Source organism: Helicobacter pylori, assembly GCF_001653475.1.
Taxonomy (GTDB): domain Bacteria; phylum Campylobacterota; class Campylobacteria; order Campylobacterales; family Helicobacteraceae; genus Helicobacter; species Helicobacter pylori_CM.
On sequence record NZ_CP011487.1, the window covers coordinates 1,486,046 to 1,497,592 of the forward strand.

The 11,547-nt window shown below is 39.0% G+C and carries 15 protein-coding genes; 2 read left to right on the forward strand and 13 right to left on the reverse strand.

The genetic code is table 11. The annotated features are described in order from the left end of the window. The first annotated feature begins 5 nt into the window (after positions 1–5). Both AA974_RS07205 and AA974_RS07210 read left to right on the forward strand, forming a co-directional pair. Positions 6–347 carry a hypothetical protein gene (locus tag AA974_RS07205; protein ID WP_064433987.1) on the forward strand — a complete coding sequence of 114 codons (342 nt, stop codon included), beginning with the start codon at positions 6–8 and terminating at the stop codon, positions 345–347. 9 nt (positions 348–356) lie between these two features. After that, entirely contained in the window at positions 357–1,268 is a 912-nt protein-coding gene (locus tag AA974_RS07210) for an LPP20 family lipoprotein (RefSeq protein ID WP_064433988.1), read from the forward strand. Between the two features lie 198 nt (positions 1,269–1,466). On the opposite strand, the gene AA974_RS07215 is transcribed toward AA974_RS07210, so the two are convergent. The 13 genes from AA974_RS07215 to AA974_RS07275 all read right to left on the reverse strand — a co-directional run bounded on the left by AA974_RS07215 (position 1,467) and on the right by AA974_RS07275 (position 11,535). Then, positions 1,467–3,701, reverse strand: a complete 2,235-nt coding sequence (locus AA974_RS07215; RefSeq protein ID WP_064433989.1) for an outer membrane beta-barrel protein — start codon at positions 3,699–3,701, stop codon at positions 1,467–1,469. Positions 3,702–3,903: 202 nt separating this feature from the next. Next, positions 3,904–5,256, reverse strand: a complete 1,353-nt coding sequence (mnmE, locus tag AA974_RS07220) for a tRNA uridine-5-carboxymethylaminomethyl(34) synthesis GTPase MnmE (protein WP_064433990.1) — start codon at positions 5,254–5,256, stop codon at positions 3,904–3,906. Next, entirely contained in the window at positions 5,249–6,034 is a 786-nt protein-coding gene (locus AA974_RS07225) for a Jag N-terminal domain-containing protein (protein ID WP_064433991.1), read from the reverse strand. The genes mnmE and AA974_RS07225 overlap by 8 nt, the downstream gene beginning before the upstream one ends. Continuing rightward, entirely contained in the window at positions 6,034–7,674 is a 1,641-nt protein-coding gene (gene yidC / locus AA974_RS07230; protein WP_064433992.1) for a membrane protein insertase YidC, read from the reverse strand. Before yidC ends, AA974_RS07225 begins: the two co-directional genes overlap by 1 nt. Before the next feature lie 5 nt (positions 7,675–7,679). Next, a complete protein-coding gene (yidD, locus tag AA974_RS07235) occupies positions 7,680–8,033 on the reverse strand; it encodes a membrane protein insertion efficiency factor YidD (protein WP_064433993.1) in 354 nt (117 codons plus the stop codon). Next, positions 8,020–8,505 carry a ribonuclease P protein component gene (gene rnpA / locus AA974_RS07240; RefSeq protein ID WP_064433994.1) on the reverse strand — a complete coding sequence of 162 codons (486 nt, stop codon included), beginning with the start codon at positions 8,503–8,505 and terminating at the stop codon, positions 8,020–8,022. Before rnpA ends, yidD begins: the two co-directional genes overlap by 14 nt. Beyond that, complete coding sequence (gene rpmH, locus AA974_RS07245; RefSeq protein ID WP_001847286.1) at positions 8,465–8,599, reverse strand: 50S ribosomal protein L34; 135 nt, start codon at positions 8,597–8,599, stop codon at positions 8,465–8,467. Before rpmH ends, rnpA begins: the two co-directional genes overlap by 41 nt. 71 nt (positions 8,600–8,670) lie before the next feature. After that, positions 8,671–9,072 carry an ExbD/TolR family protein gene (locus AA974_RS07250; RefSeq protein ID WP_064433995.1) on the reverse strand — a complete coding sequence of 134 codons (402 nt, stop codon included), beginning with the start codon at positions 9,070–9,072 and terminating at the stop codon, positions 8,671–8,673. Positions 9,073–9,082: 10 nt separating this feature from the next. Then, the gene (gene exbB / locus AA974_RS07255; protein ID WP_064433996.1) at positions 9,083–9,535 is read right to left on the reverse strand and encodes a TonB-system energizer ExbB; all 453 of its coding nucleotides are present in this window, start codon (positions 9,533–9,535) and stop codon (positions 9,083–9,085) included. A 2-nt stretch (positions 9,536–9,537) separates the two neighbouring features. Next, a complete protein-coding gene (gene smpB / locus AA974_RS07260) occupies positions 9,538–9,999 on the reverse strand; it encodes an SsrA-binding protein (protein WP_064433997.1) in 462 nt (153 codons plus the stop codon). Beyond that, complete coding sequence (locus AA974_RS07265; RefSeq protein WP_064433998.1) at positions 9,996–10,799, reverse strand: 4-(cytidine 5'-diphospho)-2-C-methyl-D-erythritol kinase; 804 nt, start codon at positions 10,797–10,799, stop codon at positions 9,996–9,998. The genes smpB and AA974_RS07265 overlap by 4 nt, the downstream gene beginning before the upstream one ends. After that, positions 10,799–11,029: a carbon storage regulator gene (locus tag AA974_RS07270; protein WP_064433999.1), complete on the reverse strand. Its 231-nt coding sequence runs from the start codon at positions 11,027–11,029 to the stop codon at positions 10,799–10,801. The genes AA974_RS07265 and AA974_RS07270 overlap by 1 nt, the downstream gene beginning before the upstream one ends. Before the next feature lie 17 nt (positions 11,030–11,046). Then, complete coding sequence (locus tag AA974_RS07275; RefSeq protein ID WP_064434000.1) at positions 11,047–11,535, reverse strand: peptidylprolyl isomerase; 489 nt, start codon at positions 11,533–11,535, stop codon at positions 11,047–11,049. Positions 11,536–11,547: the final 12 nt, after the last annotated feature.

Here is an 11,547-nt window from a genome sequence, read left to right on the forward strand (position 1 = left end):
TTTTAATGAAACGCCTTACTATTGCGCTTGCTTTGGTATTGGGAGTTGCGTGGGGGAAATCCTTGCCTAAGTGGGCGAGAGATTGCTCAAAAGAAGTGCAGATTGAAAAGACCCGAACCAAAGATGAAAAAATTTTAGTGTGTGGGATGAGCGATATATCGCTTTCAGATATGGATTATAGCTTGTCCTCAGCCAAACGAAACGCCTTAGAGAAAGTGATGGAAGCTTTCAGGGGGGATAAAATAGAGATTAAGGCTAGTGAGCTAAAGGCCACTTTTATTGATACGGATAAAGTTTATGTGCTTCTAAAGATCACTAAGGAACACATCGCTTTAATGAATGAGTAAGGATTAATAATGAAAAAGATTATTCTTGCATGCCTTATGGCTTTTGTAGGTGTCCATTTAAGTGCAGAGCCTAAGTGGTATAGCAAGGCCTATAACAAAACAAACACCCAAAAAGGCTATCTTTATGGGAGTGGTTCAGCCACTTCTAAAGAAGCTTCTAAACAAAAAGCGTTAGCGGATTTAGTGGCGTCTATTAGCGTGGTGGTTAATTCACAAATCCATATTCAAAAAAGTCGTGTGGATAATAAGTTAAAATCTAGTGATTCACAAACGATTAACTTAAAAACCGATGACTTGGAATTGGATAATGTAGAAATTGTCAATCAAGAAGCGCAAAAAGGGATCTACTACACCAGAGTAAGGATTAATCAAAACTTGTTCTTGCAGGGTTTAAGGGATAAGTATAACGCTCTTTATGGGCAGTTTTCCACCTTAATGCCTAAGGTTTGCAAAGGGGTTTTTTTACAGCAATCTAAGAGCATGGGGGATTTATTGGCTAAAGCGATGCCTATAGAAAGGATTTTAAAAGCGTATTCTGTCCCGGTGAGTTCGTTAGAAAATTATGAAAAAATCTATTACCAAAACGCTTTCAAACCTAAAGTGCAAATCACTTTTGATAACAACAGCGATACAGAGATTAAAACTGCTCTCATAAGTGCTTATGCCAGAGTGCTAACCCCTAGCGATGAAGAAAAACTCTATCAAATCAAAAATGAAGTTTTCACAGACAGTGCTAATGGTATCACGCGCATTAGAGTGATTATTAGTGCGAGCGATTGCCAAGGCACGCCTGTATTGAATAGAAGCCTTGAAGTGGATGAAAAGAATAAGAATTTTGCTATCACGCGCTTACAATCTTTGCTTTATAAAGAGCTGAAAGATTATGCCAATAAAGAAGGGCAAGGCAATACGGGGTTATAATGCCAATCCCCCCTTGCACTTGCTTCTTAATTTGCTTAAAGCCGTAAAAATAAGTTTTACCATAAGTCTGAAGTAATCTAACAAAAACCCCGTTTTTAAAGATTAAAGAAATTAAAACCTAAAGATAAGGCTTATTGATGCTCTATTAAAGCAGAGTCTTTTACTTCATTTAAAAAGGGTTAAAAGTGGGTTAAACCCCTAAAACACCCACCCATAATTAAAAAACACCTTAAAATGGCTGCCCCCTTCATTGAGGGTGATAGAATTGGTGGTTGTGCCATCGCTAGAAACGACCCTAGATTTCAACTGGACTAAAGGAACGCTAATGCCTACAGAATATTTAGAATGCTTGTAGCGGTAATTCAACCCACCGGTTACATTTAAATTACCGCTCTCTTTGTATTGGTTCAACAAATAATAGCTGTTGTATAAGCCTCTTAACCCCCCAAACACCCCAAGAGATGAAGTGAAAACTTTCTTGGTTAGATTGTTTTTAGGGTTTTTTTCGTTAGTGTAATTGGTGATAAAATCAAATAACACATCCATTCCCACACCATAGCTTAATTGTTGGATTTTTTCGTTATTGGCTTGAGCGTAGTTGTATTTGATAATGCCATAAGAAGATAACCCTAGGTAATCATTAAAATATTTTTGATAGCCCATTTTAAGATTAACGCCTAACAGGGGGGCTCCAAATGGCCGTGAGGTTTTTGAAGCGTGATAGGTAGTGGCGCTAGATCTAGTAGATGAAAGGCTTTGACTGATCGCATTAAGCATAGTGGTCGCAAAATCTTGCGTGTTCAAACTAGCGTTTAAATAGTTGGTTTGGCTGCTCAAATTAGTAAAATCCACCGGTAGGGCGTTTTGATCAATGAGTTGCTGCCAAACAGCGCTTGTAACGCCTATAAGCCCAGCGGGGACTTGAGAGCAATCAGTATAGATGGAGTTAGGATAGCTGCCCGCTGTATAGGGCTTATCTTTAAAACGAGAACACACATCATAGGTAGAGCCATCGGTGTCTCGCACTTCGTGCCCGTTGTCAAACACTTGCACCTCTTTCCCATCCACCTGCTCTATCCTCCCGCCCTTACAGCGCTCTTCTGGTCCATTGCCTTCTTCACACATGCGCACTCTCTGATAAGTCATGTTTCCGTTATGCGTATAGCCTAAAGTGTGCCCATATTCATGGATAATGTCTCTTAATTGCATGATGGCGACCTTATTCAAATCTTTGCCAAACAGTATTTCAGGATCTAAGAAAGGAGACAATATCCCTAAAGCGCCATAATTGGTGCCGTCATCGCCTGGGCCATTCGGACCGCCATATTGAGACCCTAACCCTAAATCCCCTCCTCTTGTGGGCAAGAGATTCACATAAATATTATTAGCGACTCTATAGCTATAGATAACATCTTGCGGCGTTAATACCACTGAGCCTGTTTGTCCGTTTTCTATATTGTATTCATCTCCAGCATTTTTAGCGATCAATTTAGGATCAACAAGCCCATCGTTGTAAGGATTCACGCATGTAAGGTAATCAGAATAACATGGCGCTGATAGGTTGTTGTCGCTAAACTGAAAGGGGGCGTTTTTAACGGCATCTTCCCAAGATTTAGAATCAAACACCGCCATCATATTCAGCATTAAATTGGTCAAATTTTTAGCGTCTTGAGAGGTGAAAGGCGGCACTTTAGCCACACAATTTTCTTGATTTTCGTATGGAGGGCATGGGGGTTTAGAACCACTGCCGTTACCGCTAGAAAATTGGTTGTAATTGATATAAGTCATTTGAAGATTGGTCGTAACCTTACTGAGCTTGTCAAACAGATTCTGCGTGCTGGCATCAGAAAATCGTGTGGTGGTGGTTTGGAGTTGTTGGAAGCCATCAGCGTTAAGTTGCGGATCGTTAAACAAGCTTGCGGGCAGAATGATTTGAGATTGTTTAGGGATAGTCTCTATCACGCCCAAACTGACTACATTGCCTTGATTGTCTGTATAACTAAGCTCAACATTGTTTAAATTATAAGGCAGGAAGTTTTGTATCATAATCAAGCTGTTATTACCATAGCCTGCTTCCTCAGCGCTTTCTTGGTTATAAGCGGTTACATATACAGGGGTTGAAGAATAAAAGGTTAAGTTGGTGATATTGTCCTCTGCAAACAACTCAGTCGCATTCTTTAAAATGGTGCTTTGGGATATGTAGTATTTCCCATAAGTGCTTTGAGGGGTAACGGGTTTGGGTTTTGGTTTTGGTTTGGGTTTTTCTTGAGTTGTGGCGATTGTTTGTTCTTGAGTTTGTGTGCCTTGCAACAGCCCGGTTTCAAACCCGGCTTCTATAAAAAAGCCGTCTTTTTGGTGTTTTTGGTAGGCTTCTAAAGCGGTGAATGAGCCGATTAGGGACAAACAAATCGTTTTGCTAGCGAGTTTTAACATGGAATCTCCTTAATTGTCTTTTTTAACATTTTTACTCAAAAATAGCTTATAGTATGTATATATTTTAAATTAGCTTATTTTACTCCTTTTTGAAAAATAGCAGTATTGTTTTTCATAAATATAGATATTAAACGGCACCAATGGGTAAAAAGTCTTAAAAAGTAGCGCTAAAAAAGGGTTTTAATCCATTCTTTAAGCGTTCTCATTTACCTAAGCAAAACTCACTGAACATGCTGTCTAGCATTTGGCTGGTTTCATAAGGGCGGGTGAGCAAGTTCAAGTTTTCTATCGCGCTTAAAAGATGATAAGAAAAAAGCTCTAAAGTTTCTAAATGGCTTTTAGCGTTTTGCAATTCAAAAATGGCGTTTTCTAGGGCGGTTTTTTGGGCTAGGGAAGTGAGTAAGAGCTTGTTTTGAGTGTCTAGCTTGGGGAAAAAGGCACTGATTTTTTGGCTCAAATCTTTCAAACAAGCCTTGGAATTTAGGGTGTTGGTCTCTAGTAAAGAATAAGGGATTTTAAGATGGGATTTTAAGATTTCAAGCTCCAGTTTGGGCGCTAAATCGTTTTTATTCAAAACAACAATGCAAGGCTTTTTAGCGCGATTAAGGGTATTAATAAGGTTAAAATCTTCTTTTTCTAGGGGTTTAGAAAGATCAAACACGCCTAAAATGATGTCGCAATTTTCTAAACTTTTAAGGCTTTTTTCGATCCCTAAACGCTCTATTGTATCCGCGCTCTCTCTAATGCCAGCCGTATCAATGAGACGCACTTTATGCCCTTGCAATTCAATGACTTCTTCTATAGTGTCTCTTGTTGTGCCTTTAATATCGCTCACTAAAGCCCTTTCTTCTAAAAGCATGGCGTTTAACAGGGAGCTTTTGCCAGCATTGGGTTTGCCAACAATACTTAAGGCATGCCCTTTGTTCCTTTGTTTTTGCGTGTTAGAAAAATCCAGTAAGTCTTTAAAAGAGGCGATTTGTTTTTCTAAATTAAGAGACACTTCATTTAAAAAATCGCTAGGGATGTCTTCTTCGCTATAATCAATCAAAACTTCTGAGCTGGCCAAAAGCTTTAAAAGATTACCTCTAGCTTCTTCAATAAAAATTTTTAACTCGCCCTTAAGCTGCCTAGCCAAAGCGTTTAAAACGCTTTCATCTTCACAAAGGATAATTTGAACGCTCGCTTCAATCTCGCTCAAATCCATTTTATGGTTTAAAAAGGCTTTTTTGCTAAATTCCCCCGCTTTAGCAAGCTTAGCCCCTAGATTCAAACAAGCTTGTAAGATATTTTGCGCTAAAAGGGGGCTTCCATGGCATTGGATTTCGCACACATCTTCACCAGTGAAACTATAAGGGGCTTTGAAATAAATCGCTAACGCTTTGTCTAATAAAACACCATTAGAAAAAATATCGCACACATAAGCGTATCTGGGGGTGAAGTCTTGTTTTTGGGTGAGTTGCTTAAGGATATTCAGAGCGTTATTGCCGCTGATTTTAATAATGCTAATCGCTCCCTTGCCTAAAGGGGTAGCGATAGCGGCGATGGTGTCATTCATTGTGGTGGAAGTCGTTGATGATGATGCATTTTTCATCGTTTAAATTGGTTTTGATGGAAACATATTTATTAGGGAACGCTTTTCGTAACTTCTTTAAAGCGATATAGGTTAAAACGCCATCAGGGGCTTTCATCTGCCCCTTGCCCACTTCATGCACGGTCATGATCGTGCTTTGGAGTTGGGCGTCCATAACTTTTTCTTGGTTTTGTAAAAAGGTGGAGATTTCTAAGCGGATATTATAGCCATAAGCAGGGTGGATCCAATTAAAGAGCAAGTAAGAAAGGGCTTTGTAACGATAGCCTTTCTCGCCAATCAAAAGAGCGGAATCTTCGCCATCAATATCAATCAGTAAAACCCCCGGTTCATAAAGACTGACTTCCACTTTGTTGATTTTATAGGGCAAGTGGGAGAATAAGTCTTTCAATTCTTGTTCAATCTCATGGAGTTTGTCTCCATTATGAGATTCTTCTTTAAGGTTTTTTTTAGAGGGTTTAGGGGTAATTATTTCTTCTTGCGGTGTTTTTATTTCTAAGTTTTGTTTTGTTTCTTCCGCACTTTGATGGATTTCTTTCGTGTTGGTTTCTTTAATACTCTCTTCTTTAACCTCTTTAACGCCCGCTAAAATAATGGCTTCTTTTTTACCAATGCTTAAAAACCCTTTAGAGGGCGTTTGAATGACTTCGTATTGCAAATTAATAATGGGGCAATTCAAGGCGATAGAAGCTTGAATGAGGGCTTCTTCTAAGGTTTTGGCTTTGATTTCAATAAAATTTTGCATCAACTTTCCTTTTTGTTTTGTGCGTGCACACGTTTTCTATTCTCTAAGACTTTATTGATAATGAGCTGTTGCAACACCGAAAGGATGTTGTTCGTGGTCCAATACAAGACTAACCCTGCAGGGAAAGTGATTAAAAAGATTGTGAATAATAGGGGTAAGAGTTTAAAAATCTTCGCTTGCATGGGATCGGTCATGGTGTTTGGCGTAACGCTTTGGTGCCAATACATAGACGCTCCCATAAGAAGCGGCAAAATAAAATACGGATCCATGATAGATAAATCATGAATCCATAAGATCCACTCTGAGCTTTTCAATTCCACAGCGTTATAGAGCACTCTATAAATCGCAAAAAATACCGGGATTTGTAAGATTAAGGGCAGACAACCCCCTAGCGGGTTAGCCCCATGTTTTTTGTAAAGCTGCATCATGTGGGCTTGCAACTTTTGGGGTTCGCCCTTGTATTTTTCTTGGAGTTCTTTCATTTTAGGGGCTAATTCCTTGAGCTTTTGCATGCTCACCATGCCTTTATAGCTTAAGGGGTAGAGGATAATGCGCACGATAATCGTTAAAAAAATGATAGCCCAACCCCAATTACCCACAAATTGATATAGATAATCCAGTAAAACAAACACGCCTTTAGCAAAGAAAGTGATTAAGCCATACTCTATCACATCAGTGAGCATGGGTGAGATCGCTTTCAAAGAGCGGTAATCTTTAGGGCCAATATAGCCATGCAAATTCGCTTCATTTTTAAGGGAAATGAACCCTAAGGGGTTTTTAGTCCCTATTTCTGAATCAATTAAGGCTTCAAAACCTTGAGGATCTTTAGTGAAAAGCAAGGTGGTGAAATACCTATCCACGCTAGATAAAAAGAGGGTGTTAGAAAAGCGTTTGATTTCTTTAGCGTCTTTATCTTCAATCTTTTCAATTTTTTTGTCGTTATTTTCTAAAAGTACGCCTGAAAAGGTGTAGCTGTCCAAATCAGCCACCGGCCTGTAACCATTGGTGATCACATAGCTAGGGATAATATTGTTGGGCGATTTGAATGCGATGTGCAAATCATAATGCAAATCATCATAAAAAGTCAGGGTTTTAATGATGGTAAGAGTGCCTAAATCTTGGGTTAAAACAAGCTGTTCATTAGGCCCAAGAGTGGTTTTTGAAGCGCTATAAGGGGTGTTGAACGCTTTGTTATTGAGCGTGGGGTCTAAAAAACGCACTTCTAAAGGCTTGAGTTTATCAGTCGCTAAAAGGGGGAGCTCTTTTAGGGGGGTTTGCGGGTTAGCTTTGGAGCTAAAAAGATGGCTCACATGCTCTAAAAAGCCCTTTTGTTTGGGGGTTAAGTATTTTTTATCCTTGAGATAAACCTGTTTGATACGCCCTAAAGAATCAATTTCAATTCTGGCATGCTCAAAAGAAATCGCGCTTAGCAAATTCTCTTGGGGGATTGTTTGAGTAACGCTAAAATTTTGGGCGTTGGGCGCGTTAGGACTTGTTGCTGTGTGGTTGTTGGTTGTTTCTTGCTTTGTGGTTTCGGTTGTTGTTTTGTTTGGTTTTTGGAAAAAATAGCTATAAAGAGCGATAAACAAGAAAGACAGAGCGATCGCTAAAATAAGATTCGTGTTGTTGTTTTTATTCATTGTGATTAAACCTTAATGATGTAATAAGTTGCGCGGCTTTTTGTGGGAACGAGCCAAAAAGTAATGGTTTTAAAATTGCGATTAAAATCTTTACGAGATTGGAGCAAACTAGGGCGTTTCAAGCGAGTAGTAGGGTAAGCAATGCCTCCAGAGCAAAAAGGGTTGCACGAGAGTATCCTTATAGCGGTTTTACCCATAGCGCTCAAAGGGTTTTCAAAATAAAGCAACCACAGAGCATAGTTAGAGCAAGTGGGGTAAAACCGACAGCTTGAAAAGGTGAAAGCCGAAAAAAAGCGTTGGTAACCCCTAATCAATGCCGTAAAAATCGCGCTCAAAAAAGGCGTTTTATTGTTTCGCATAGGTGTGAGTTATTCCTTTTTTCAAGTCTTTTAAGGCTTTGTTCATATAGTTTTTAATGGAAGTTAGCATTTCTAAAAAATGTTTTTCTAAAGCCCAAAAATCTAAATGGTAACAATCGCTTCTAGGCACAAACACCAAAGCAAGCCCTTGACAAAGTGTAGCATGCTTTAATGTAAGCGAACGCAAGCGGCGTTTGATGAGGTTTCGTTTCACGGCGTTGCCGACTTTTTTGGACACGCTCAAACCTAATAAATAAAGCACTTTTTTGTCTTTAAGCCTACAAGAGAGCGGATCTTTAAAGCCCTCTTTTTCTTTTGGTGGCTCTTTTGATAAATCCAAAACAAAGAGCGAAAAAAAAGGGTTGTGCTTTTTGAAACCCTTTTGATAAACCCTATCAAACTCACTCTTGTTTTTTAAAGAGTCATGGGGTTTAGACGGAAAGCTTTTTTCTGCCTTTAGCTCGTCTGGCATTAATCACCTTGCGCCCGTTTTTGGTTTTCATTCTCACAAGAAAGCCATGGGTTCGCTTTCTTGGTGTGTTGTGTGGTTGGTAAGTGCGTTTCATTTAAAACTCCCTTGATAAAAATTAAACATAAGCACAGATTTTAGCTAAAGAATGCTAAAAATTGACTAAAACTAATTTTTTTGATTCTTTTTGTCTTCAACAAGAATGTAAAGTTGCTTCAGATCATTCGTTTGCAATAAATCCACTACTTTGATAAAGTTATCCAAATTGCTTTTCTTATCGCCTTGCAAGACAATAGGGGTGTCTTTAGCCAAAGTGGAAACCTTGTGTTTTAAATTTTCAAAGCTGATTTCTTTATCGTCTAAATAAAATGTGCCTTTATTGGAAATGGAGATGATAACTTGTTTTTTGTCCAACACATCTTTAGAATCAGTGCTGTCTTTATCCACTTGGGGAATGCTAATAGGGAGCTTTGAAGTTTGCACAAAAGACGCAGTTGTCAGCACGATCACCAATAACACAAGCATGATGTCAATGAAAGGCACCACATTCATGGATTCTACTTTTTTCACCGCTTAATCCTTAGGCTTTGTTATAAATCTCGTGGGATTGCGTGTCAACCGGGTGGTGGAAAATATCCCATTTAGTGACTAAAATCTCGCTTTTTCTCACGAGCAAGTTATAAATTACAATCGCAGGGATCGCTACTAATAATCCCATGCCAGTCGCTTTTAAAGCAAGGGCTAAATTAGTCATGATCATTTTAGTGTCAATGCCAGAAGCGGAGCCTAAATCCATAAAAGTGAGCATGATCCCCATAACCGTTCCTAAAAGACCGATATAAGGGGCGTTAGAGCCAATCGTGGCCACTAAAGTCAGTCGTTTGTGTAGGGCTAATTCCAATTTACGCCTGTCTGTGTAGTCATCTACACGAAGAGTGGCAAAAAACCACAACCTTTCTATTGCGATCGCTATAACGACAACAGAGAGGAAGATCAAAAACCCTATAATCCCATAATCTACCATTTCTTTCATTATTATCCTTTAAAGTGGTGTTTTAAATCAGCAAGAATTTCTTTATTGAGTGCTTTTTCTTTAAGACTTTGTCTTTTGTCGTGCAATCTTTTTCCTTTCACTAAAGCAATTTGGATTTTAGCTCTATTTTTTTGGTTAAAATACAATTTCAATCCTACGATACTCAAGCGTTCTTTAGACGCTTCAATCTGCCATTTCAGTAATTGCTTTTTGTGTAAAAGCAACTTACGCTCTCGCCTTTCATCATTGGGCTTGTAATACGCATGGATTGTATCTAAATATGATATATGAACACCAAATAAAAAAGCTTCTCCTTTGATTATTTTAACAAAATTATCTTTTAAATTCACCCTAGTTTGCCTCAAAGCCTTCACTTCAGAGCCTAAAAGCGCTAATCCCGCTTCTAAAGTTTCCAAAATTTCATAATCAAAATAGGCTTTTTTATTGCTGGCAATGAGTTTCATTCGCTCCCCTTTTGAGCAGGCTTTAGCCTAAAAAACGCACTCCCGCTCCCGCTAAAAAACCACTCCTTGCCCAATTCGCTCTCTATCTCTTTTAAGGCTTGGTTAGTGAGTAAGGCTGGTTTTAAAAGATCGTTTAATTCATTTCTATTGCAAGTCTTTAGGCATTCTAAACTCGGCTTTTTAAGCCACTCTTTAGCTTGAGAAAAACAAGTTTCAGGTTTATAAGCTTGATAAACGGCTTTAGTGCTGCAAAAAACATGATTTGGTGCATAAATTTCTAGGCGATTTTCTAAAGGCTCTTCTTCAAAATTTTCAATGACTTCGCCATAAGAAGTAGCGTTAGCACTTTTGTATTGCGAGATGAAAAAATTGGTGTCTGCACCCACTAAAGATCCCATAGTATAAAGCTCTTCTAAACTCAAACGCCAGTCAAAAATCTGATTCAAATGATACAATAGCCCCCCAGCATCAGCGCTCCCACCGCCTAATCCGGCTTGAGTGGGGATGTTCTTTTCCACTTCAACCGCTAGGGTGTCTAGGGATTTGATGGCAGAATCAGAGAAATTTTTTGATTTTAAAAAATTTTTTAAAATTTGGAGGGCTTTAAAGAGCGAATTTTTTTCTAAAGGGCAGTCAAAATCCCCTTTTAGTGAAAAGGAAAGCGTGCTTTTGACGCTGATAATATCCTTTAGCTTATCTTTGACTAAACACATGCGAGAAATGAGCTTATGATAGGCCCCTTCTTTGTGAAGGATCTTTAAAAAAATATTGACCTTAGGATAAACTTCAAAAGCATGCATCAAGGCTTAATGACCTTTTTGATGTTTTCTAACAAGCTTTCATTTACGGACGCAGAAGCTTTTTGGTTTTCGCTCACAATGGCCTCTTTGAGTTCAGCGCGCAAAATAAGGGTGCTTGCAGGTGCTTCAAACCCTAAACGCACACTCCCTCTATCTATGGAAATGACTTTAATGTGGATGTTATCATCAATAACAATCCCTTCATTAACTTTGCGGCTGAGGATGAGCATGTCTAATCTCTTGTTCCTTATAGAGAATAGCTAAACGCAACGCTCTCTATAATATCGCCTTGTTTGATTTTATCTAAGACATTAAGGCCTTCTGCGTTTCTGATTTTGCCAAATACGGTGTGCTCGCCATCTAGATGGGGCAAATCCACAAAACACAAGAAAAATTGACTCCCTCCTGTGTCTCTTCCGGCATGTGCCATAGAGATAGAGCCTCTTTTGTGCTTGTTGGGGTTATGGGCCACTTCGCATTTAATGCGGTGTCCTGGTCCACCTGTTCCTGTGCCATAAGGGCAACCTCCTTGAGCCACAAAGCCTGCGATCACACGATGGAAGCTAAGCCCATCATAAAAACCCTCTTTAGCTAGAGCTACAAAGTTACTCACCGCTTGGGGTGCGTCTTTATAAAAAAGCTCTAGAGCGATATTGCCTTTATTGGTTTTGATTGTGGCGTAAGCGGTTTTTGCAAGCTCTTCTTCTTTAATTTCATAAGTTTTAATTGGATCCATCATAAACCTTTG

Bases quoted from the DNA above. Each gene is read 5' to 3' on its own strand.
- AA974_RS07205 (WP_064433987.1), top strand. From the start codon at position 6: ATGAAACGCCTTACTATTGCGCTTGCTTTGGTATTGGGAGTTGCGTGG.
- AA974_RS07210 (WP_064433988.1), top strand. From the start codon at position 357: ATGAAAAAGATTATTCTTGCATGCCTTATGGCTTTTGTAGGTGTCCAT.
- AA974_RS07215 (WP_064433989.1), bottom strand. From the start codon at position 3,701: ATGTTAAAACTCGCTAGCAAAACGATTTGTTTGTCCCTAATCGGCTCA.
- mnmE (WP_064433990.1), bottom strand. From the start codon at position 5,256: ATGAATGACACCATCGCCGCTATCGCTACCCCTTTAGGCAAGGGAGCG.
- AA974_RS07225 (WP_064433991.1), bottom strand. From the start codon at position 6,034: ATGCAAAATTTTATTGAAATCAAAGCCAAAACCTTAGAAGAAGCCCTC.
- yidC (WP_064433992.1), bottom strand. From the start codon at position 7,674: ATGAATAAAAACAACAACACGAATCTTATTTTAGCGATCGCTCTGTCT.
- yidD (WP_064433993.1), bottom strand. From the start codon at position 8,033: ATGCGAAACAATAAAACGCCTTTTTTGAGCGCGATTTTTACGGCATTG.
- rnpA (WP_064433994.1), bottom strand. From the start codon at position 8,505: ATGCCAGACGAGCTAAAGGCAGAAAAAAGCTTTCCGTCTAAACCCCAT.
- rpmH (WP_001847286.1), bottom strand. From the start codon at position 8,599: ATGAAACGCACTTACCAACCACACAACACACCAAGAAAGCGAACCCAT.
- exbB (WP_064433996.1), bottom strand. From the start codon at position 9,535: ATGAAAGAAATGGTAGATTATGGGATTATAGGGTTTTTGATCTTCCTC.
- smpB (WP_064433997.1), bottom strand. From the start codon at position 9,999: ATGAAACTCATTGCCAGCAATAAAAAAGCCTATTTTGATTATGAAATT.
- AA974_RS07265 (WP_064433998.1), bottom strand. From the start codon at position 10,799: ATGCATGCTTTTGAAGTTTATCCTAAGGTCAATATTTTTTTAAAGATC.
- AA974_RS07270 (WP_064433999.1), bottom strand. From the start codon at position 11,029: ATGCTCATCCTCAGCCGCAAAGTTAATGAAGGGATTGTTATTGATGAT.
- AA974_RS07275 (WP_064434000.1), bottom strand. From the start codon at position 11,535: ATGGATCCAATTAAAACTTATGAAATTAAAGAAGAAGAGCTTGCAAAA.